The sequence below is a fragment of the Vibrio sp. 16 genome (assembly GCF_963681195.1).
GTDB lineage: Bacteria > Pseudomonadota > Gammaproteobacteria > Enterobacterales > Vibrionaceae > Vibrio > Vibrio sinaloensis_D.
This window is the reverse complement of sequence record NZ_OY808997.1, coordinates 3,021,069-3,044,588: the sequence shown is the minus strand read 5'-3', so window position 1 is coordinate 3,044,588 and position 23,520 is coordinate 3,021,069. Positions and strand designations below refer to the sequence as shown.

15 protein-coding genes are annotated in these 23,520 nt (G+C 46.3%); 12 read left to right on the top strand and 3 right to left on the bottom strand.

The features are described from left to right. Nucleotides 1-7: 7 nt before the first annotated feature. From U9J37_RS14105 to erpA, 3 genes are all read right to left on the bottom strand, one after another. Nucleotides 8-3,124, bottom strand: a complete 3,117-nt coding sequence (locus U9J37_RS14105) for an efflux RND transporter permease subunit (protein WP_043887192.1) — start codon at nucleotides 3,122-3,124, stop codon at nucleotides 8-10. A 13-nt stretch (nucleotides 3,125-3,137) separates the two neighbouring features. Next, nucleotides 3,138-4,220 (bottom strand): efflux RND transporter periplasmic adaptor subunit, encoded by a 1,083-nt coding sequence (locus tag U9J37_RS14100; protein ID WP_005474338.1) that lies wholly within the window; start codon nucleotides 4,218-4,220, stop codon nucleotides 3,138-3,140. Between the two features lie 177 nt (nucleotides 4,221-4,397). Then, nucleotides 4,398-4,739: an iron-sulfur cluster insertion protein ErpA gene (erpA, locus tag U9J37_RS14095; RefSeq protein ID WP_038137912.1), complete on the bottom strand. Its 342-nt coding sequence runs from the start codon at nucleotides 4,737-4,739 to the stop codon at nucleotides 4,398-4,400. Nucleotides 4,740-4,999: 260 nt separating this feature from the next. On the opposite strand from erpA, the gene hemL reads away from it, so the two are divergent. From hemL to U9J37_RS14035, 12 genes are all read left to right on the top strand, one after another. After that, nucleotides 5,000-6,292, top strand: a complete 1,293-nt coding sequence (hemL, locus tag U9J37_RS14090; RefSeq protein WP_005474311.1) for a glutamate-1-semialdehyde 2,1-aminomutase — start codon at nucleotides 5,000-5,002, stop codon at nucleotides 6,290-6,292. A gap of 259 nt (nucleotides 6,293-6,551) precedes the next feature. Beyond that, nucleotides 6,552-7,643 (top strand): AI-2E family transporter, encoded by a 1,092-nt coding sequence (locus tag U9J37_RS14085; protein WP_038137559.1) that lies wholly within the window; start codon nucleotides 6,552-6,554, stop codon nucleotides 7,641-7,643. A gap of 71 nt (nucleotides 7,644-7,714) precedes the next feature. Continuing rightward, complete coding sequence (gene rsmC / locus U9J37_RS14080) at nucleotides 7,715-8,737, top strand: 16S rRNA (guanine(1207)-N(2))-methyltransferase RsmC (protein WP_005474252.1); 1,023 nt, start codon at nucleotides 7,715-7,717, stop codon at nucleotides 8,735-8,737. A gap of 234 nt (nucleotides 8,738-8,971) precedes the next feature. Then, nucleotides 8,972-12,358, top strand: a complete 3,387-nt coding sequence (locus U9J37_RS14075; protein WP_043887193.1) for a response regulator — start codon at nucleotides 8,972-8,974, stop codon at nucleotides 12,356-12,358. A gap of 653 nt (nucleotides 12,359-13,011) precedes the next feature. Continuing rightward, nucleotides 13,012-14,694 (top strand): ABC transporter substrate-binding protein, encoded by a 1,683-nt coding sequence (locus U9J37_RS14070; RefSeq protein WP_005474245.1) that lies wholly within the window; start codon nucleotides 13,012-13,014, stop codon nucleotides 14,692-14,694. 172 nt (nucleotides 14,695-14,866) lie between these two features. Next, a complete protein-coding gene (locus U9J37_RS14065) occupies nucleotides 14,867-15,853 on the top strand; it encodes an ABC transporter permease (RefSeq protein WP_005474325.1) in 987 nt (328 codons plus the stop codon). A gap of 2 nt (nucleotides 15,854-15,855) precedes the next feature. Next, a complete protein-coding gene (locus U9J37_RS14060) occupies nucleotides 15,856-16,881 on the top strand; it encodes an ABC transporter permease (RefSeq protein WP_005474254.1) in 1,026 nt (341 codons plus the stop codon). A 2-nt stretch (nucleotides 16,882-16,883) separates the two neighbouring features. Then, nucleotides 16,884-17,867 carry an ABC transporter ATP-binding protein gene (locus U9J37_RS14055; RefSeq protein WP_005474318.1) on the top strand — a complete coding sequence of 328 codons (984 nt, stop codon included), beginning with the start codon at nucleotides 16,884-16,886 and terminating at the stop codon, nucleotides 17,865-17,867. A 42-nt stretch (nucleotides 17,868-17,909) separates the two neighbouring features. Further along, nucleotides 17,910-18,905, top strand: coding sequence for an ABC transporter ATP-binding protein (locus U9J37_RS14050; RefSeq protein WP_005474333.1), 996 nt, complete (start codon nucleotides 17,910-17,912; stop codon nucleotides 18,903-18,905). 73 nt (nucleotides 18,906-18,978) lie between these two features. Further along, nucleotides 18,979-20,700: a glycoside hydrolase family 9 protein gene (locus U9J37_RS14045; protein WP_005474335.1), complete on the top strand. Its 1,722-nt coding sequence runs from the start codon at nucleotides 18,979-18,981 to the stop codon at nucleotides 20,698-20,700. After that, the gene (locus U9J37_RS14040) at nucleotides 20,701-21,576 is read left to right on the top strand and encodes a glucosamine kinase nucleotide-binding domain-containing protein (protein WP_043887194.1); all 876 of its coding nucleotides are present in this window, start codon (nucleotides 20,701-20,703) and stop codon (nucleotides 21,574-21,576) included. Between the two features lie 10 nt (nucleotides 21,577-21,586). Then, entirely contained in the window at nucleotides 21,587-23,497 is a 1,911-nt protein-coding gene (locus U9J37_RS14035) for a beta-N-acetylhexosaminidase (protein WP_005474249.1), read from the top strand. Nucleotides 23,498-23,520 lie beyond the last annotated feature (23 nt).

The following is a 23,520-nucleotide window of genomic DNA, read 5'->3' as shown; positions in this document are numbered from 1 at the left end:
ATCTTGCTTATTTCGCTTCAATTACCGTATTGGCCTCATCTTCCACCTTGTGCTCACGCCCTAACATCAATAGACATGGCGTTAAAACTAGGGTTAATACCGTCGCAAATGCCAAGCCTCCCGCCACAGCCGTCGCGAGTTGAGACCACCATTGGGTACTTGGCGCACCAAATTCTATCTTTTGGTTAACCAGGTCAATATTCATCTCAAGTACCATAGGCAACAGGCCAAGAATGGTCGTCACCGTGGTTAGCATCACAGGTCGTAAACGCTGCACGCCAGTTCTCAAAATCGCATCTCGCTTGTCTAGCCCTCGGCGACGCAATTGGTTGTAGGTATCAATTAAGACGATGTTGTTGTTAACCACAATCCCCGCAAGAGCAATCACACCGATACCCGACATTATAATGCCAAACGGTTTTTGGAATACCAATAAACCAACAAACACCCCAACTGTCGAAAACAGAACGGCAGAAAGAATAAGAAACGCTTGGTAGAAGCTATTAAACTGAGTAATCAGAATAAGCGCCATAACCACTAAAGCAACCAAGAACGCATTTTGCAGAAACGCCGACGAGTTTTCTTGCTCTTCATTCTGACCTCGAATCTTAAACTCGACGCCATCAGGCAGATCTAACTTGGTAAGCTCTTGCTCAACCTTCGGCAGCTCAAGTGCCAAGTTATATCCTTCTTTGATATCAGCAAAAATGTTGAGCACACGATGACCATCAATACGGCGAATTGTATCTTGCTTATGGTCAGGCACAATACTGGCAAAGTTGGTGATGGGTACCATGCCTGCGGCTGTTTTGACTTTAAGCTGATCAAAACGGCCAATATCACGCTTGTCTTCTGGGTAACGCACCAAGATATCTACCTCTTCGGTTGAATCATCTGGCAAGTAATCCCCTAACTTCAAACCATTGGTGACAAACTGGACCGTGTTGCCCACTAACGTCGCGTCCGCAGCAAAACGAGCAGCATCATCACGACGAATGTCGATTTGCCAATCTATCCCCGCTTTACTCGAGTTATCACTGATATTGGTAAATGCGGCATAAGAGTCTGCCCAGTGACGCACCAGTTTCGCGGCACTATCTAGCTCACCAGGAACGCGCGTAGACATTTCAATCACGAGATCATGTTCAACTGGCGGCCCTGCATCTGGGAACTTGTATTCTATTTCGACACCTGCATATTGGTCGGTTGTCAGCTTCAATTCGTCAATGATGGTTTTGACTTTACGTCGATATTGCCAATCCACAGGAGTAATCTGTATTTGACCAATTTGATCATCCCCTCCGGTGCGAGTGTAGACACTTTCAAACTCATCATGACCAAGCATTACCGACTCAATATCACGCATAATGACGTCTTTCTCATGGATAGAGAGATCGCCATAAGAACGAACTTTTACCGTGAAGAATGGCGGATCTACCTCTGGGAAAAACTCCGCGCCTAACCCCGCTTTCGCATAAGTAAAGCCAACCGCGATGGCGAGCAATATTGCACTCAACAAAATCTTGAACGGATGTCGTATCGCGATATCTAGGGTATGGAAGTAAAGTTTCGTTATCCCAGTCGCTTTGGTGTAGTCACCATCATGCAGTGCGAGCATTTTTTCGCGCTGTTGACGCGTGACATTTTGCGGTTTGCCAATCAAGCTGCCTAGAACAGGGACAAACAACAACGCCATCGCAAGGGATGCGGCCAATGTAGCAATCAGCGTCAGCGGCAAATACTTCATAAATTCGCCCGTGATGTCCGGCCAAAAGAGCAAGGGCGCAAAAGCCGCTAGTGTTGTCGCAGTGGAAGCGGTGATCGGCCAAGCCATTCGTTTCGCCGCGTCTCGGTACGCCTCTCGCCTTGACGTGCCTTCTTGCATTCGCCTATCGGCAAACTCCGTCACAACAATCGCACCATCCACCAGCATACCAACAGCCATAATCAGCGAGAAAAGCACGATAATATTGACAGTCAAACCAAACACGGACAGCACTAAAAGCCCAGTCAAGAATGAGCCCGGAATGGAGATACCCACCAAAAGCGCCGTGCGGACACCCAATATCGCGATAATGACGATCACAACCAAAATGATCGCAGACAGGATATTGTTTTGCAGATCGTTAAGCATCATCTTAACGTCATCAGATTGATCCCACGTGTATTTAACCAATAAGTTACTTGGCCAATCTTCTCGCTCCTGAGCGCCCTGCATAACAGCTTTAATAAGCTCCACCGTCTCGATGATATTTTCACCGGACCGCTTTTTAACATCCAGAACTACCGCCGACTTACCATCTAAACGGGCAAAGCTCTCTGGGTCTCGAAACGCTCGGCGCACCGTGGCCACATCGCCAAAAGTAATGACTTGTTTGCCGTCCACTTTGACGGGCAACTCTAAGACATCTTTTAACGAATCGAAGACAGATGGGACTTTAACAGAAAAACGTCCATAACCGGTATCCACAAAACCCGCTGCGACAACACGGTTATTAAGGGCAATTAAGTTATAGATATCAGCTTGATCAAGACCGTAGCTCTCCATAAGTAATGGATCGACAATGATCTCTACAATATCTTCTCTATCCCCAGCGATATCCACTTCTAAGACTTGACGATAGCCCTCAAGCTTATCACGCAGTTCTCGGGCAATTTGAACTATGGTTCGCTCTGGGACCGTACCGTATAGAACAACGGTTAACGCGGGCTCTTCCGATGCAAGAGTGACTTCATTAACGGTAGGTTCATCACTATCCGCAGGCAGTTTAGGTTTAGCGAGATCAACCGCCTCACGGACATCGGCCATCGCTTTGTTAAGATCAACACCAACACTAAACTCAAGCATCACAGACGCGTGTCCTTCAGATGCCGTTGAGGTCATCTCTTTGACACCTTCAATCGATCTTAGCTCTTGTTCAATGGGGCGAACCAGTAATCTCTCAGCATCCGTTGGGGAAATACCTTGGTGACCAACCGATACGTAGATAATCGGAATGGTAATGTCTGGGCTCGATTCTTTGGGAATCGTGATATAGGTTAACACGCCGGCGATCAGAACAAAGACGAGTAACACCAACATAGTCCGCGTGCGCGACAAGGCCGCATCAATTAATGCAAACATAACGACCTCCTAGTTACAACGATTGTTCGACGGCAATGACGCGATCACCTTCGCGAACAAAACCTTGTCCTGTGGTGATGATCTTCACCTGCTCACCGAGTCCAGTGAGCCAAACCCCATCCTGTTCTGCCTTCACGAGTTGGATTGGGACAAAATGGACGGTTTCTTCAACAAGAGTTTTCACGCCTAGATTGCCAGAATCGTCCAGCGCTAACATGGCAGGCGTGAGTTTAATCGCTAGCTTTTCTTTGAGATTCAGTTCTACTTCCGCACTGATCCCGGCAGGGATACGCTGGTCAGGATTGGCGAGCACAATTTCAATCGGAAACGTATTAGTCGATGGTGAAGAGACTCGAGAAATGTAACGCACTTGACCTGCCGTATTCTCACCCGCAATAAACCGAACCCGAGCGCTTTGCCCAAGCGTTAAATCTTGAATATGTCGCTCACTGACATCCGCTTCAATGATGATTTGACTCAAGTCGATCAACGATGCAACAGGATCACCCACGCCAACAAAGTCACCACGCTCAATAAATAAGTGTTCGACAATTCCGGAAAAAGGAGCGGTTACTGAGGTATTTCGCAACGCAATTTTTGCATTACTTACCATTGCTTTGGCTTCTACGAGTGCCGCTTGAGCATTGGTATAGGCAACCTCACCTTGTAACCCTCTGTCTTTTAAAGATTTGGCTGCGTTAAACTCTTTCTCGCGCACTTTGAGCATTGCTCTAGCGCGCTCTAGTTGAATATCAAGATCGCCTTTGTCTATCAACGCTATCACTTGGCCTTGTTCGACACTTTGCCCTTTTTCCACTTTTAGCTGGATGATTTTACCGGCAATTTCAGCCCCCAACTTAGCCTCTTTATTCGGTGCAGTGCGCCCATACAATTCGATAGATTTATACGTTTTTTGAGCATTGAAGGTTTGAAAAGCGACTTTGGCAAGCGGCACTTCTTGTGATGATTTCTCTGGACCTGATTCTTCGGCCTTTATCGCGCCTAAGCCAAGCCAAAACGAAAGGATCAGAACGATGATTATTGAGACGATGTAGGGACGAGCAGCAATAAAGCGGGTAAATGAGAAACTAGCCATAACAATCCTTTGTTTTTATTTTCACCATCAGGGGCGTTCAAATCAGGATATAAAGTAACCAGTTAAAAATAAATTACACTTGGACAGTAATTTAGCTTAGATCTCAGTTTCTGGATTAATAACTCAATTAAAAAAGGCTGCAGATGCAGCCTTTAGAAAACGCTAGTCAATAACAGCTTAAACGCTGAATGAAGCTCCACAACCACAAGTGGTTGTCGCATTTGGATTATTAACAAAGAAGCGGGAACCCTCTAGCCCTTCGGTGTAATCAACTTGACCGCCAACTAAGTATTGCAGGCTCATCGGATCAACCACTAGGGTAACGCCGCTATTAACGATCGTGGTGTCACCTTCATTGACACTCTCATCAAATGTAAAACCGTACTGAAAACCACTACAGCCGCCACCAGTAATATAAACTCGCAGTTTTAAGTTTGGGTTTTCTTCTTCAGCAATCAACGCCCCCACACGCTTAGCGGCGGCATCTGAAAATGTTAGTGGTATGTTTACTTCGCTCACGATGACCTCTCTCAGTGGTGAATTTCCAGAGCGCATCTTCTGCCACTATCTGGAACATCATCTTTAGTATTAATACCGGGATTATCTAATACCTGAGTGAAGCGTTCAAGTATTCGCCACATGGGAAGCGTTTTTTTAGCCAAATTACCTGCTATTTGGTGCCAAAGTACTCAGAATGTGCTGCAAAGCGTTTTATTGAACGGGAATCGACAGGTACAATGCGAGCCAAATTGGTCCGAGCAATCAAAAGAGGATATCCCATGACCAAATCAGCAGACTTATTCGAGAAAGCACAGCAAACCATTCCTGGCGGTGTCAACTCTCCAGTGCGTGCTTTTAACGGCGTTGGCGGCGCTCCAATTTTTGTCGAGCGCGCAGATGGCCCTCTTATTTTTGATGCTGATGGTAAAGCGTATATCGACTACGTTGGTTCTTGGGGACCAATGATTCTCGGTCATAACCATGCGGTCATCCGTGAAGCCGTGATTGATGCCGCTCAGCGTGGCCTTAGCTTTGGCGCACCGACTGAAATGGAAATTGCGATGGCTGAGCTTGTGTCTGAGCTAGTACCGTCAATGGAGCAAATCCGCATGGTGAGCTCTGGTACAGAAGCGACCATGAGTGCGATTCGTCTTGCTCGTGGCTTCACTGGTCGTGACAAAATCATGAAATTCGAAGGCTGTTACCACGGCCATGCCGACAGCTTGCTAGTAAAAGCGGGGTCTGGAGCCCTAACACTAGGTCAACCAAGCTCTCCGGGTGTACCTGCAGATTTTGCTAAACACACACTTACCGCTACTTTCAACGACCTAGATTCGGTGCGTGAGCTGTTTGCGGCTAACAAAGGCGAGATCGCATGTATCATCGTTGAACCGGTTGCAGGCAACATGAACTGTATCCCTCCTGTAGAAGGTTTCCATGAAGGCTTACGTCAAATCTGTGATGAAGAAGGTGCACTGCTGATCTTTGATGAGGTCATGACGGGCTTTCGCGTTGCATTAGGTGGTGCTCAAGGTTACTACAACATCAAGCCAGACCTAACAACACTCGGTAAGGTCATTGGTGGCGGTATGCCAGTGGGTGCGTTTGGCGGACGTAAAGAAGTGATGCAGTACATTGCACCAACTGGTCCAGTGTACCAAGCAGGTACACTATCAGGTAACCCGGTCGCTATGGCTGCTGGTTTTGCTTGTCTGAACCTTCTAAAAGAAGAAGGCAACGAAAAACGTCTTGCTTCTAAAACGAAACAGCTGGCTGATGGCTTTAAAGAGCTAGCCGATAACCATGGTATCCCACTGGTGGTTAACCAAGTTGGTGGCATGTTCGGTTTCTTCTTTACCGACCAAGAAACCATTACCAGTTACGAAGACGTGACTAAGTGTGATATCGAACGCTTCAAGCGCTTCTTCCACCTGATGCTAGACCACGGTGTTTATCTGGCACCTTCTGCTTTCGAAGCAAGTTTTACGTCTCTTGCTCATGGCAGCAAAGAGATTGAAGCGACATTGGAAGCCGCAGATCGCTGTTTTGCCATCCTAGCGAAAGAAGCGTAATCGCAATAAGCAAATTATGAAGGCTGCCTTTTGCAGCCTTTTTTATTGCCAATGAATAACAACCAACACAATTAAGCCAAGTAAAACGATACGAAACCAAGGAATCACGCGCCTCGCTTTTTGCTGCTTTTCACAACCTTTATCATTATTACAGCACCCCATAGTTTGACTCACCTCTGATACTCATTTGATTCTTCGTTGATAACTGCCTGTTTTAAAGCCATTATACTGATACAACGTCAAACCTTTGGACAAAATCGTGTCAGATAAAGTGAAAATCACCTCCAGCCATTGGGTCCTCATTACCGCTCTTTTGGCTGCTGGTTTTGCCTGTTTTCTATTGGTCGAACCGTATATCAACTCTATCGTAATGGCATTCATTATCTCTCTACTCATGTTTCCTATTCATGAGTGGATCGAAAAGAAGCTACCAAACCATCCTAATATCTCGTCCTTACTTTCATGTGTGGTTTTAACCTTCATTATTGTTGTGCCACTTTTGTTTGTGTTTGCCGCAATCGTGCAGCAAGGCTCGGCTTTTTCGCAAAATGTGTACCAATGGGTTACGCATGGTGGGATCCAAACCCTCTTTGAACACCCTTGGGTGGTGAAAGGTCTATCGTTGGTCAACACCTACTTGCCATTTGATACCGTTGAACCACAAGAAATTGCCCAAAAAGTTGGCCAATTCGCCACGACATTCGGCAGTAATCTCGTCGGTATCAGTGCAAAGATTTTGGGCGATGCAACCAACTTCTTGATGGATTTTTTCCTGATGTTGTTCGTTCTTTTCTTCTTGCTCCGCGACCACGATAAGATCATCAGCGCCATTCGTCATATCTTGCCACTCTCTCGAAGCCAAGAAGACAAGCTGCTTGATGAAGTAGAGCAAGTATCAAAGTCTGCTGTGATGGGCTCATTTTTAACCGCTATCGCGCAGGGTATTGCGGGGGGAATTGGGATGTGGCTAGCCGGTTTCCCTGGACTGTTCTGGGGCACCATGATGGGCTTTGCGTCTTTCATCCCTGTGGTCGGGACCGCTCTAATTTGGATCCCTGCAACTGTCTACCTCTATTTGACCGGTGATAGCACTTGGGCAATCTTCCTTGCCATTTGGAGCATTGCCATCGTAGGCTCAATCGATAATCTACTTCGCCCGCTACTGATGCAGGGCAGCGGTAATGCCGGCATGAGCACTCTAATGATCTTCTTCTCACTGTTGGGCGGCTTACATTTATTTGGCTTAATCGGACTTATCTATGGCCCTTTGATCTTCGCTGTCACCATGGTTCTGTTCAATATCTACGAGGAAGAGTTCAAAGACTTCCTCGACCGACAAGATCAAAACTAACCGCTACCAGTTGGTATCAACGGGGGATTATGCGAAAATCCCCCGTCTTTAATTCTTGGTAGAGTCCCTCTATGTCTGCTTATATCGCACCGAGTCAAATCGCAGAGCGCCAACTTGCTTACTTTGCAGGAAAGCACGTGCTTGTCGCTGGCGAAGCCGAAGATCTGTTTCCTGTCGAACTGGCCAAACATTGTGAATCCGTGAGTGTGTTCACCACCAACTATGGTTACTACCGCCAGCTCAAATCATACGATCATATTACTCGTGTATTTGGTGCAGAGTTTACTCAAGAGACTCAAGCCGACATGGTGCTGCTTTATTGGCCAAAAGCAAAAGCAGAAGCAGATTACCTACTCGCAATGCTGATGGCTAAACTTGGCACTGATACAGAAATCGTCGTAGTCGGAGAAAACCGCTCTGGAATAAAAAGCATTGAAAAGATGTTTAAGCCTTATGGGCCGATAACCAAGTTTGATTCCGCGCGTCGATGCTCATTCTATTGGGGAAAATGCACTGAACAGGTCAAACCCTTTGCGATGTCTGACTGGTTCAAGAGCTACCAAGTCAGCTACAAAGCGCACAACTTAACCATAAAAAGCCTACCTGGTGTATTCAGTCATGGCCAGTTTGATGTGGGCAGTCAGTTGCTCTTGGATACTTTGCCAGCATTGACAGGAAAAGTGCTAGATTTCGGTTGTGGCGCCGGTGTGATTGGATCAGTAATGGCGACACTTAACCCAGAGATCGAGCTCGAAATGTGTGACATCAGCGCGCTCGCGGTTGAGTCGAGTAAAGCGACCTTAGCGGCAAACCAACTATCAGGTAAGGTGTTTGCCTCGGACGTGTATTCAGATACCAGCGATGACTATCAGTTTATCGTTAGTAATCCGCCCTTTCATGCAGGTCTGGACACTAGCTACAGTGCAACCGAAACCTTACTCGCCACAGCGCCTAAACAACAAACGAAACAAGGTGAGCTCTTTATCGTTGCCAACAGTTTCTTGAAATACCCGCCCATTATTGAACAAGCGTATGGTAATTGCGAGACGCTAAATAAGACCAACAAGTTCACCATTTACCACGCCCAAAAATAGTCTCTAAGCCCCAGTTACTCGACCATAACTGGGGCTTTTATAAATAATTACCGATAAATTTGCGCCTTTCTCCACGCTTTAAATGCGACTTACTTGTCAAAGTAAAAAAACTCGTTAATTTTGTCAGATTAGGAATCAACGTTTTTCACTTTGCTCTTCAGGCAGCATGGTCCCTGCACACCTAGACCCTTCTCTGCTTGAGAGCCGCATTGCCACGGAAAGTCTATTTTCATCATGTTTAAGTTGTATCGCAAACAAAGATTCAAGCGTCTTCAGAATACGCTGATGTTCGCGTTTCTTGCGCTAAGCATTACGCCGCTGACTATTACAGCTATCTTTTTCTTACAATCTCACACCACCGACCTACAAGAGCAGAGCACGTCGCACCTTGTCTCTGTGCGCGATAGCAAGCAGCAACAAGTGGTGGATTACCTGTATGCTAAAGAATCCGAGGTGATGGGCTTTGTCCGCTCCGAGCTCGCGTATGCCAGTGGCGGACGTTTTTACGGCTTAGTCAATGCCTTCCAAAGCTTGGGGCTAGATATTGAAAGTGCGCGCGAATATGCACAAAAGCGTTACATTCAAGGATCTGGCGATCAAATCAAAACGTCTATCCTGCCTCAATCAAACATTTTCAACGGAACAGAACGTTATCGTCTACTGCACAAACGCTACCACTGGGCGTATCTAGAGCTTTTGAAGCGCTCCGATTTTGACGATATTCTGTTGGTCGATAGAGATGGTAATGTCACCTATTCAATCTTCAAATATGACAATTTCGGTACTAACCTACTTACTGGGCGCTACAAGGATGCCAACTTAGGTCAATCATTTAAGAAGTTGCGTGATTTGGTTACAGAAAAACGCAAAGCGAATGAAGACTTCACCCCAGTATTGATTTCCGACTTCACTCAAGAACAAGGAAAGTCGGTTGCTTGGTTGGGAGCACCGATTATTCAGCAAGGATATTTGCACAGCTACGCGATGTTCCGCTTGCCTAACAATGGCATCACCAAACTGATTTCAGACACCAACAATATTGCCTCAATGAAGACGTTATTGGTGGGACCTGATTACCAGTCACGAACATTGGCTTATCAAAAAGAAGATATCGAATTAAGTAACGAAGTTGTCACTCTCGCGCTGAACGGTTTGACCAACGTCGGGACTTATACCAACACTGCCGGCGAAGAAACCATCGCGGCATACAGCCCAGTATCGCTAAAAGGCATTGATTGGGCGTTGGTTGTTGAAGTACCAGAAAGTGTCGCCTTCGCGCGCGTTCACCAACTCGAAAAACTGTTTGTTGCCGCCATGCTGATTGCGATTGTACTCGTGGTCATGGCGTCTCACTACCTATCCAACTTTATTACTTCCCCATTGTTAAAATTGACGTGGGCTGCAGAAAAAGTCTCAGCTGGAGACATGGATGCAGACATGATCAACATGGAAAGAAAGGATGAAATTGGACGTTTGGCTGTAAGCTTTGAACGGATGCAACGTTCTATTCGTGAAAAAATTCAATTGATCAAACAGCAAAATGAAGAACTAGAGAGCAACTTACAGCTTATCCAAAAACAGAATGATGAGTTGCAGTTAGCCAACAAACTGAAAGATGAGTTTCTCGCGACGACCTCTCATGAGCTGCGTACACCACTGCACGGTATGGTGGGGATCGCTGAAGCACTCATTTCAGGCGCTAATGGCCCTATTACCGCCGATCACAAGTACCAACTCGATATCATCATCAGCAGCGGACAACGCTTGGCGACCCTCGTCGATGACTTACTCGACTACCATAAAATGCGTTATGGCAACTTAGATATCGAAACCAGCGCGGTCGATTTATCTGGCTCAACCCACTTGGTACTTGAGCTCTCTTCTCATCTGCTGGGCAACAAGCCACTGCGCATTATCAATCAAGTGCCAGAAGAACCGGTTTGGGTGAGTGCAGACCCTCAGCGTCTTGAGCAAGTCCTATACAACCTGATTGGCAACGCGATCAAATACACTACAGAAGGGAAAATTGTTATTTCTGCAACTGTGGTTGACAACAACATTCGCGTTCAAGTCGTCGATACTGGCCAGGGTATTCCTGCAGACCAACTCGACCACATCTTTGAACCGCTGATTCAAGCAGGCAACGATGCCAGTCGCTACAGACAAGGAGCTGGCCTAGGATTGTCGATTAGCCGACAACTCATTGAGCTAATGAAAGGCTCTTTGTATGTCAGCAGTCAACCAATGGTTGGAACCACGTTTAGCTTTACGCTTCCGATAGCAACAGAAGAACAAATTGCTTCAGCGAGTCAATTCGACAGCCCACATTTCCAAGCACCAGAAAGCACAGATATTGAACTTGCCGAGGTAACCAACGTGCCAGTGAACCCTGATGGACCACTATTACTGGTTGTCGACGATGAACCTGTCAACTTACGGGTCTTGGATAGTTTCCTCAGATTAGAAGGTTACCGTGTTCAAACAGCCAAAGATGGTTTAGAAGCCTTCGAAAAACTGGAAGCAGAGAAGCCGGAGCTGGTATTACTCGATATTATGATGCCAGGCATGAGTGGCTATCAAGTATGTGAGAAACTCCGCCAAGATTACGATCACGCACAGCTGCCTGTCATTATGCTAACCGCGCTAAATCAAGCCGACGACCGTCTACGTGGCTTCGAGGCGGGCGCGAACGACTATTTGTCTAAGCCGTTCAATAAACAGGAGCTAGCCGCTCGTATTCGCGCGCACCTAACCGCGAGTAAAGCCGAACAGCGCAGGATTGAGAATCAACAGTTACAACTAGAACTCAAGCAGCGTGCTTTAGTCGAAGCGAGTCTGCTTGAAACGCAAGGACGACTTCTCGAACAGCTTGAAACCGCGCCTGAAGCCATTATTTGTGTTCGAGAGGACAACAAAATACGTTTTGCCAACGAGGCAGCTTCAAAACTGTTCAAGCGTTCGACGGAGCAACTTAAGCGTTCATCGGCCGAAGAGCTTATCGCACCGAAATTCCTCAATATCACTCAGGATCACTACTGTGGAACCATAGACGTGTATGTTGAAGATGTTAGACAGCACCTTTCTACAGACATTCTCAAACTGCCAGAAGGCTCTGGGCTGCGCTCCATTTATATATTCAATGTCGGTGGAAGCATCAATGCCAGTCGAATCAATAATCTTGAAACGGCGATTGAAGCCCTATCAAGCTATGCTTTCGATGGGGACAAAGCCAAGCTGCAAGAGCTCAAAGAGCTCGGTGGCGAGTTCACTCGTCTTGCGGATAAAGTATCTTCAGACAGCAAACCCAAACAAGAGGTGATGCGTGAAATATTGGTCGATGCAATGACTAACGCACTGGAGTACTGGGAAAGCGTTACAGGAGAAACCAAGTTTGCCTTTGCAGAGAAGAGCGGTTTGTGGCGCGTTTATCTTGACCGGAGCACGCTTCAAACCCGAACGCTTGATAAATACTTGCGTATCGAAACCCTACCTAAAACCCCTCGATGGAGAACGGTATTGAGCTCTCTAGATTACATTCTGGAGCACTGCAACGAACAAAGCCCACAACGCGCTCATATTGAAGGGCTGCGCAATAAGCTACAACACTTACTGACAAGTTAACCTAGCGATACACATAAGATTAAAGCCTGCACTTAGCAGGCTTTTTTGTTGCTAGTAGCCGTTACCTCTACACACAGACTCTCTTTTTACGCCCCGTAAAACAAGCCAGGTTCTCTGCGATTTTGATGCTGATTATTTTATGTTTCCTATAAAAATTATCGCGTTCAAAGCCCAATTGACGTAAAAACAATCTATATTGAGAAGCCAGTCACAACAATACGGCAGATTTTATTTAATCCAATTAATTAACACTACAAACCATAAGTGATTAAGATCTCACATCGCCACACTTCGTAGAACAGCCATAAATTACAAAGACCAAAACCTAAGTAAGCACTAACATACAAATGCTATACGGAAAGTCACTGCGAGTCAGATCACGCAACAAAATTTGCACAAGATGCTTCTAGTTTGAGCGCTATTAACGTTATTGACGAGAAACATGGCACTTTTTACGTTTTTAACGGGAAATCCAATTGCGAAAATTGACGTTAAAGTGTTTTCTTACTGTGCCTAAGGCCTACAGGCCACTCTAAAGATTGTGCGTCTCCTCCGGATTGCAATCCAAAGTAGAGGTAGGCCTTAGAGAGTGTTTATCAATTGATGACATTCCATTCCATAAGTGAAATGAAAGCAAATAGTAAGGAACAGCTATGCTTGCCAACATTAAAAAAACAGCACTAGCAACAGCAATTATTGCAACAGCAACAACTGGATTCGCTTCAGTAGCGACTGCAGCTGAGCGCAGCGAACTGACTGTACACCCTAAAGAGTTTACAACCTTCGTTCGTAACTTTAACCCATTCTTGGGTGCAACGAACCTACACACTACAACGGACTTCATCTACGAGCCGCTTGTTGTTTTCAACGAAATGCACGGTAACACGCCTGTATTCCGTCTTGCTGAAAACTTCAAGATGTCTGATGACCTAATGAGCGTAACTTTCGATATTCGTAAAGGCGTGAAATGGTCTGATGGTCAAACGTTTGATGCAAATGACGTAGTATTCTCTTTCAACCTTGTTAAGGAAAAACCGGAACTTGACCAAAGTGGTATCAACTCTTGGGTAACTGGCGTAGAAAAAGTAAACGACTACCAAGTTAAATTCCGTCTGACTGAAGCGAACTCTAATGTTCCTTACGAAATTGCAAAAGTACCTGTAGTACCTGAGCACGTATGGAAAGACATCAAAGATCCTGCATCATTCACTAACGAAAACCCTGTAGGTTCTGGTCCTTTCACAGAGATCGACACATTTACAGCACAACTTTACATCCAGTGTGCAAACCCGAACTACTGGGATGCAGACAACCTAGATGTTGACTGTCTACGCGTTCCACAAATCGCGAACAACGACCAATTCCTAGGTAAAGTTGTTAACGGTGAAATGGACTGGACTTCATCATTCATTCCTGACATCGACCGTACTTACGCAGCAGCTAGCCCTAACCACCAGTACTGGTACCCGCCAGCAGGTACTCAAGCGTTCGTTGTTAACTTTAAGAACCCAGATGCAGCGAAGAACGAAGCGCTAACTAACGTAGACTTCCGTCGCGCGTTCTCTATGGCTCTTGACCGTCAAACTATCATCGACATCGCGTTCTACGGTGGCGGTACAGTGAATGACTTCGCTTCAGGTCTAGGTTACGCATTCGAAACTTGGTCTGATGAAAAAACTCACAACAAGTACAAAGGCTTCAACACATACAACGCTGAGGGTGCTAAAGAGCTACTTAAGAAAGCTGGCTTCAAAGACGTCAACAAAGACGGCTTCGTTGACACTCCATCAGGTAAGTCATTCGAGCTTCTAATCCAATCGCCAAACGGCTGGACAGACTTCAACAACACGGTTCAACTTGCAGTTGAGCAACTTGCAGAAGTAGGCATCAAAGCAAAAGCTCGTACTCCAGACTTCTCTGTGTACAACCAAGCAATGCTTGAAGGTACGTACGACGTAGCTTACACAAACTACTTCCACGGTGCAGATCCACACACTTACTGGAACAGTGCATACAACTCAGCACTTCAGTCTGGTGATGGTATGCCTCGTTTCGCGATGCACTTCTACAAGAACGATAAGCTAGATGGTCTTCTAAACAGCTTCTACAAGACAGCTGACAAGCAAGAGCAGCTAGATATCGCTCACGGCATCCAGCAAATCATTGCTTCTGACCAAGTGACAATCCCTGTAATGTCTGGTGCTTACATGTACCAATACAATACAACTCGATTCACTGGTTGGTGGAACGAAGAAAATCCAAAAGGCCGTCCAAACATTTGGGCTGGTATCCCAGAGCGTCTACTACACGTACTGGACCTAAAACCAGTTAAATAAGTAGTTGTTCTAACTATGCGGCATACATTCCGTATGCCGCAAAATCCCCCACTCTTTCATAAGTTTGTCAAATGGCGCCAGTCGTCAGGGGATTGTTCGCTCTAAAATTTGTTTTCGCTAGAGCGACCTGAAACCAGAAACAGGGAAAATCTGGGTGAGTAAGGTGTGAGTTATGGGTTATTTTTTAAGACGTTTGTCGTTCTATTTGGTCGCATTATTAGTTGCTGCGACATTAAACTTTATTATTCCTCGAGCAATGCCAGGTGACCCAGTCACCATGATGTTTGCGAACGCTTCAGTTCAAGTAACACCAGAACGTATTGCTGCAATGAAAGAACTTCTAGGTTTTGTCGATGGCGGCCTTTTCGTTCAGTACATTGCCTACATGAAAAATGTGCTTAGCTGGGAGCTAGGTACGTCAATTCAGTTTTACCCGCTTTCAGTAAACAAACTGCTTGGTGGTGCCTTTGGTTGGTCACTATTCCTAGCTGGTACAGCGGTAATTCTTTCATTCTCGTTAGGCTCTATCCTAGGTATCTTCGCTGCATGGAAACGTGGTAGCAAATACGATGCATTTGTTACACCGGGCATGCTGATTATTCAGGCAGTTCCTCAAGTTGTTATTGCAATGCTAGCGCTATTCATTTTTGCAATTGGCTTGAAATGGTTCCCGACCGGTTATGCATACACCGCAGGTACAGTGCCAGATTGGACAAGTTGGGCATTTATTAAAGATGTCGCTTACCACGCCGTTCTTCCTTTGTTCTGTGCGTCTATCGTTCAGATTGGTGGCTTCTTGGTTAACATGCGTAACAACATGATCAACCTTCTCGCTGAAGACTACATCACGATGGCAAAAGGTAAGGGCCTTAGTGAAAACCGCGTAGTCTTCAACTACGCAGCACGCAACGCACTGCTTCCAAGTGTCACTGCACTTTCTATGTCGCTAGGTATGGCAATTGGTGGTCAACTTATCGTTGAAATTATCTTCAACTACCCAGGTTTAGGTACCGTACTACTGAACGCGATACATGCTCGTGACTACCAGGTGCTTCAAGGCCAATTAATCATTATGACGCTGTTCATGCTGTCATTTAACTTAATTGCAGATATGGCTTATGTCGTTCTAGACCCTCGCCTGCGCAAGGGAGGTAAATAATTATGAAACAACTATTTCAGCTAATTCTAAGCAATGCCTACGCTCGTATCGGTCTAATAATTGTTTCTCTTTTCTTACTGATGGCCATTTTTGCGCCAGTGCTTTCAAAGCATGCTCCAGATAAGAGAACAGGTAATCCACATGAATACCCAGGCTTTGTTGTCAAATCAACACAAGCGAACCCTGATGGTTGGGTCGCACAAAATCTAGCGACAGACCGTCGTACCATGATCATGTCTAAAAAAGCAGACCATGTTTTGGGTACTAGCCGTATGGGTCGCGATATTTGGTCGCAACTTGTTCACGGCGCGCGTATTTCTCTAGGTGTTGGCTTCGGCGCAGGTATTACGGTTTGTTTCCTAGCCACGGTAATCGGTATTTCAGCAGGTTATTTCGGCGGCCGTGTTGACGATGTGCTCACTGCAGCAATGAACATCATGCTGGTTATCCCTCAGTACCCACTCCTATTTGTTCTCGCAGCCTTTATCGGTGAGGCAGGGCCACTGACCATTGCCATTATCATCGGCTGTACCTCCTGGGCATGGGGAGCGAGGGTAATACGCTCGCAAACTCTCGCCTTACGAGAGAAAGAGTTTGTTAAAGCAGCAGAAGTGTTGGGCGAATCGTCTTTCCGTATCATCTTTGTTGAGATTCTGCCAAACCTTATCCCTATCGTTGGTGCAAGCTTCATCGGCTCTGTTATGTACGCAATTGGTATGGAATCCATTATCTCATTCTTAGGTCTTGGTGACCCAAGTACCATCAGCTGGGGCATCATGCTGTACAACGTACAAACATCGTCAGCAATGCTAATCGGCGCTTGGTGGGAAGTACTTGCTCCATGTTTGGCTCTTACTGTTCTTGTAACTGGTCTAGCTCTGCTTAACTTCGCAGTTGATGAAATTGCTAACCCGCAACTTCGTTCACACAAAGGTATGAAGCGTTGGAAGAAGCTAGCTGCACAAGACAAGAAAGAACGTACGCCAGACCTACCACCTCAAAATGCACTTTGGAGCGGAGATAAATAATTATGACTGCACCACTTATTTCTATCCGCAACCTTTGCGTGGATTACATTACTGATGCTGGCGATGTACGAGCTTGTAACAATGTCAGCTTTGATATCGCCCCTGGTGAAGTGTTTGGCCTAGCTGGTGAGTCTGGCTGTGGTAAATCAACCGTTGCCTTCTCACTGATGCGTCTTCATAAGCCGCCCGCGTTTATCACTGGTGGTGAGGTTATCTTCAATGGTGAAGATATCCTCAAATACAGCGATGAACGCATGCAAGCGTTCCGCTGGAGTGAAATGTCGATGGTATTCCAAAGTGCCATGAATGCATTAAACCCAGTACTTACAATGGCAGATCAGTTCTGTGACGTAATCATGCGTCACACGAACATGACCCGCGAACAAGCACTAAAACGTGCAGAAGGTCTGCTGGAGATCGTAGACATTCATCCGAGCCGTCTAAATGATTACCCACACCAGTTCTCTGGTGGTATGCGCCAGCGTTTAGTGATCGCAATTGCGCTCGCACTGAACCCTAAGATGATCATTATGGATGAACCAACCACGGCTCTGGATGTGGTTGTTCAACGCGAAATCCTGCAAAAAATCTATGCGCTTAAAGAAGAGTTTGGTTTCTCTATCTTGTTTATTACGCACGATATTTCTTTGATGGTCGAGTTCTCTGATCGTATCGGCATCATGTACTCAGGCGAACTGATTGAAGTTGCCCCATCAAAAGAGATATTGGAAAGCCCTTACCACCCTTACACGAAAGGGTTGGGTAGTTCTTTCCCTCCATTAACTGGCCCTAAAACGAAGTTGACCGGTATCCCAGGTAACCCTTTGAACTTATTAGAAGTCCCTCAAGGTTGCCGATTCCAAGCACGTTGTGACCGCGTCCATGAAGCATGTACACGCGTTCCTACTCAACTTAGACAGATTGAGCCAAATCGTTTCTCTAATTGTCATCTTTACGGTGACCCTATTGCTCAGACTAAGCTCTAGCAACTCACTGAGAAATAATTAAAAAGATTACTGGAGACAATTATGAGCAAAGAATTTGGCCAGCTACTAGTGGAAGGAAAAAACCTAGTTAAGGATTTTCCTATCAACAGTAACTCCTTAAACCAACCAATGATGCGTGCGATTAACGATGTGTCATTCAAAATGTACAAAAGCCGCGGTCTATCCGTCGTTGGCGAGTCAGGCTCTGGCAAATCCACGACAGCCAAAATGATCGCGAAAATGTACGCACCCACTGACGGCATTATTGAGTACAAGGGTCGTGACATCCAAACGATTGACTCTCGCTCAGACCTAATGGCGTACCGCGAAGGTGTCCAGATGGTATGGCAAGACCCGTTTGGCTCATTAAACCCAACACATAACATCTTCCACCATATCTTGCGTCCGTTGCTGATCCACAAAAAAGTCGATCCTCGCAACAAAAAGGAGCAGGAAGAGCGTGTCTATGACTTACTCGAGCAAGTGGGTCTTATTCCGCCAAAAGAGACAGCGCAAAAGTTCCCTCATCAGCTTTCTGGTGGTCAACGTCAGCGCGTCAACTTAGCTCGCAACATTGCGGTAGGTGCAGAAGTTGTGTTGGCCGATGAGCCTACCTCAATGCTTGATGTGTCGATTCGTGCGGGTGTACTTAACCTAATGGAAGAGATGAAGTTTGAGAAAGAGATGTCTCTACTCTACATCACTCATGATATTGCGACGGCACGCTACATCGCCGAAGACCTAGCGGTTATGTATGTTGGACATATGGTGGAATGGGGTGACACCGAAGAGATCATCCACGATCCACAGCATCCTTATACACAGCTATTGGTTTCTGCGGTACCCGATCCAAGCAAATCAATTCACGAGAAATTGAAAGGCAACAAAGGCGAGATTCCACTCTGGACTCCGCAATCCCTTGGTTGTCCATTTGCTGGTCGATGCCAACATGCGACAGACAAGTGTAAAGAGAAATTACCTGAAGTCACTCAGCTATCAGACAACCACTTTGTTCGCTGTTACTTATACGAAAACTAAAGACCACGAGCCAAGCCCGAAAGGTCTTGGCTCGATAACATCATAATAACTCATTCACCACTCGGAGATTTTAATGCTGCTACTTACTAACCATATTGGTTATGAAGCCCTTGGTCCAAAGCAAGCTGTACTGATGACCAGAAAGCCGCGCCTATCGACTACCACTGCGCTATTGGTGTGTGCTGACAGCCATCAAACAGTTGCTAACTTTAGCATTGAGAACGGAACGCAGGTTGCTCGTTGGCACCAAGGGAATTTTTTTCGCATTGATTTCTCCCAGTTTACTCAGGCAGGACGCTACTACCTGCGTGTCGATAATCTCCGTTCTGAGATCTTTAAAATTGAGACAGGCGTTCTTTTCGACACCACGCTATCGGATGTTCTGCACTACTTTAAGTCCCAACGTTGTGGTGGGCGTTTTGACAAGCAAGATCACACCATTCCACTTCTTGGTAGCGACACCCATGTAGACGTCCACGGAGGTTGGTACGACGCATCAGGCGATGTCAGTAAATACCTGAGCCATTTATCTTATGCCAATTACCTGAACCCTCAGCAGACTCCTATCGTTGTTTGGAATTTACTCAAAGGCCTCGAATTGGTTGCTCATGATGAGAACGTAGCCCTATTCACCAAAGTACGAATGATGGAAGAAGCCCTATTTGGCGCTGACTTTCTTGTACGAATGCAAAATGAACAAGGTTTCTTCTACATGACGGTGTTTGATAAATGGTCAAAAGACATCAAACAACGCGAGATTTGCGCGTATGCCACTCAGGAAGGACACAAATCTGAAGATTACCAAGCGGCATTTAGACAAGGTGGTGGTGCATCTATCGCAGCGCTGGCGGCTGCCGCTCGTTTAGAAGAAAGTGGCGAGTTTGCGACACAAGACTACCTTACAGCAGCCGAAAAAGGCTACTGGCACTTACGTGAGTTTAACCTTCAATACCTCAACGATGGTGAAGAAAACATCATCGATGAATACTGCGCGCTGCTCGCCGCTGTAGAACTTTACAAAACAACGAACAAGTCAGAGTACCTAACTGAATGTCGAGACTGGGCAGCGAAACTTCAGCTGCGTCAACAGTCAGATGAAAACTTCGCCCACTACTGGTCTGCCAATCAAGATGGATCTCGACCTTACTACCATGCGGCAGAAGCAGGACTGCCTGTTATTGCTCTTTGCGCTTACCTCGCAGTTGAAACCGATAGTGCGCTTAAACAACAGGTTCAAACAACCATCTCGCAAAGTATTCAATTTGAACTAAACATTACTCATTTAACGGCAAATCCATTTGGCTATCCGCGCCAATATGTCAAAGGGGTCAACGAGTCGAAACGAGACGCTTTCTTTGTCGCTCACAACAACGAGACGGGCTATTGGTGGCAAGGCGAAAACGCTCGTTTAGGTTCACTCTCTACCATGGCCCTGTTTGCATTACCTTACATCGATGACATCCAGACACGCCAACAATTGCTTCGTTTCTCACAAGATTCTATCAACTGGGTGCTCGGTCTAAACCCTTATCACATGTGCATGCTGGATGGACACGGCCACAATAACCCAGACTACTTACCACAATATGGTTTCTTTAACGCCAAGGGTGGAGTTTGCAACGGTATTACTAGCGGCTTTGAGGATGAAGAAGATATCGCATTCAACCCTCCAGGACAGAAAGACGACATGCTGCAAAACTGGCGCTGGGGCGAACAGTGGATTCCTCATGGCGCTTGGTACTTGTTGGCCATCATCGCCCAGTACAACCATTTCAGCCAACAGGAGAAAAAATAGATGACACTTTACTATGTTGGTATTGATGGCGGAGGCACCTCTTGCCGAGCTCGAATTCGAGATGAAAAAGGAAACTGTATTGGTGAAGCCAAAAGTGGCAGCGCCAATATTCTACTGGGGATTGACGTTGCAATGACATCTATTGTCGATGCAATTACTCAAGCGGCAAAACAAGGCGGGTTAGATGAATCTCACTTTGGTCGTATGCACGTGGGTTTAGCCTTAGCAGGCGCAGAACAAAAATCAGCTTGGCAAGCCTTTATGGCCCTCAATCATCCATTCGCTTCATTAGTATTAAATACCGATGCTTACGGTGCATGTGTTGGTGCACACAACGGCGATGAAGGTGCCATTATGATCGCTGGCACGGGATCATGTGGTATCTACCTCGCACAAGGCGAGCAACATGTTGTGGGCGGCCGAGAATTTCCGATTTCCGATCAAGGCGGTGGCGCTGTCATGGGCTTACGTCTTATTCAACAAGTCCTGCTTGCAACCGATGGCATCGTCGAAAAAACACCGCTAGCAGAGCATGTCCTGAATCACTTCAATCAAGATATCGATCAAATCGTTGAATGGTCAAAAGGCGCTCTACCTAGAGATTACGGTCAATTCTCACCTGCAATTTTTGAACACGCCTACCAAGGCGATTCGCTAGGAATCAGCATATTGAAGCAGACAGCCGCCGATGTAGAGATGTTTCTCATTGCGCTTAATCGCAAGGGTGCAACGCGAATCTGTCTAATGGGAAGTATTGCGCAGCGAATTAAAGCGTGGCTCTCCCCTCCTGTTCAAAGCTGGATTGTCGAACCTCAGTTTGATGCGATTGAGGGTGCTCTCATGTTTGCGGGGAAACCCGAACATAACCTGTATTAAGGGCGAAACTATGAGCTTTCGTGTCGAACTCGCCGTTTTATCTGAGCAGAAACAATTCTGCCGCTTTGGCTTAACGGTACACAATTTAACCGATCAAGATCTGACAAACTGGCAGCTCCAGTTCATCATCGATCGCTATATCCAGCCAGATAGCTTTACTCATGGTTCGGTTGAACAAGTCGGCAGTTTCTGTCGCGTTACTCCCGACACGCCTATCTTGACGGCTAACCAGCACTACTACTGCGAGTTTAGCATTGGGACTGCGCCACTGCGTTTTTACACTGATGGACTTAAAGACGCGCTCATTACTACAGATGAAGGCACAGTTACCTACCCGGCGACTCTAACGCCTATCGTATTGGCCTCTCCGTACCGAGAGCGTAGTGAACTGCCGGAGACCATTGCCTCCGATCTAGCCTTGATCCCAAAACCAAATCATATAGAGCAGCATGATGGCCATTTCCATTTATCGGCCTCAAGCCAAATCACACTGCAAGCCTCTTTAGCCGAAACGGCGGCGACTTGGCTACAACAAGAACTCTTCCAGCTGTTTAACTTTGAGGTTCAAACCATTGGTCAGAGTGACATTTTATATCGTAATAACCCAACGCTGGATGAGGGAGAATATCAGCTGACTGTCTCAGGATCTGGTGTTCGCCTAGAAGCAGGCTCAAGTATCGGTTTTGTCCACGCAAGCGCGACCTTGCTGCAGCTGACTCAAGTTAATCAAGACCAAACTTTATCGATTCCTTATATCAAGATTTGCGACACCCCGCGCTTTAAGTACCGCGGTATGATGCTCGATTGCGCTCGCCATTTTCATCCGATAGAGCGAGTGAAGCGTCTCATCAATCATCTTGCACATTACAAGTTCAACACTTTCCATTGGCACCTAACGGACGATGAAGGTTGGCGACTAGAAATCAAAGCCTACCCTCAATTAACCGAAATTGGTGCTTACCGTGGGACTGGTACACCAATCGTCCCTCAATACAGCCACTTAAACAGTGTGTATGGCGGGTACTATTCACAACAACAAGTGAAAGAAGTGATTGCTTACGCTGCGGAGCGCGGCATCACGGTGATCCCTGAGATAGATATTCCTGGCCACTGTCGAGCCGCGATTAAGTCTTTACCTCATCTACTGCAAGATAACGAGGACCGCTCTCAGTTTCGCAGCATACAGCACTACACAGACAATGTGCTAAACCCAGGTTTACCGGGTACCTATGAGTTTTTAGATACCGTTCTGGAAGAGGTCGCGGAGCTATTCCCTTCTCAATGGATCCATATCGGTGCCGATGAGGTACCTGATGGCGTGTGGCTTGAAAGCCCTGCATGTCAAAAGCTCATGGCTGATCGCGACTATCAGAGCGCAAAAGAGTTGCAAGGTCATCTCCTGCGTTATGCAGAGAAAAAACTGCGCACTCTTGGTAAACGAATGGTGGGTTGGGAAGAAGCTCAACATGGCAACAAGGTGAGCAAGGATACCGTCATTTACTCGTGGTTGAGCGAAGAAGCCGCACTGAATTGTGCGAAACAGGGCTTCGATGTGATTCTCCAACCAGGTCAGTCAACGTACCTCGATATGACCCAAGATTACTCTCCTGAAGAGCCTGGCGTCGATTGGGCTGCCGTCATCCCTCTAGAAAATGCGTATCGATATGAACCTCTCGCAGAAATCCCTGATAGCGATCCTGTAAGAAAACGCATTCTCGGTATTCAATGTGCGCTTTGGTGCGAAATCATTAACACACAACAACGCATGGACTACATGGTCTTCCCTCGTTTGACGGCCATGGCAGAAGCCTGTTGGACAAACAAGCCTCAACGTAATTGGGAAGATTATTTATCCCGGCTAAAAGGACACTTGCCACTTCTTGAGCGGCAAGGCGTCCAGTATCGCCAACCTTGGAAATAACATCTGGATTAATGACTCGTCAT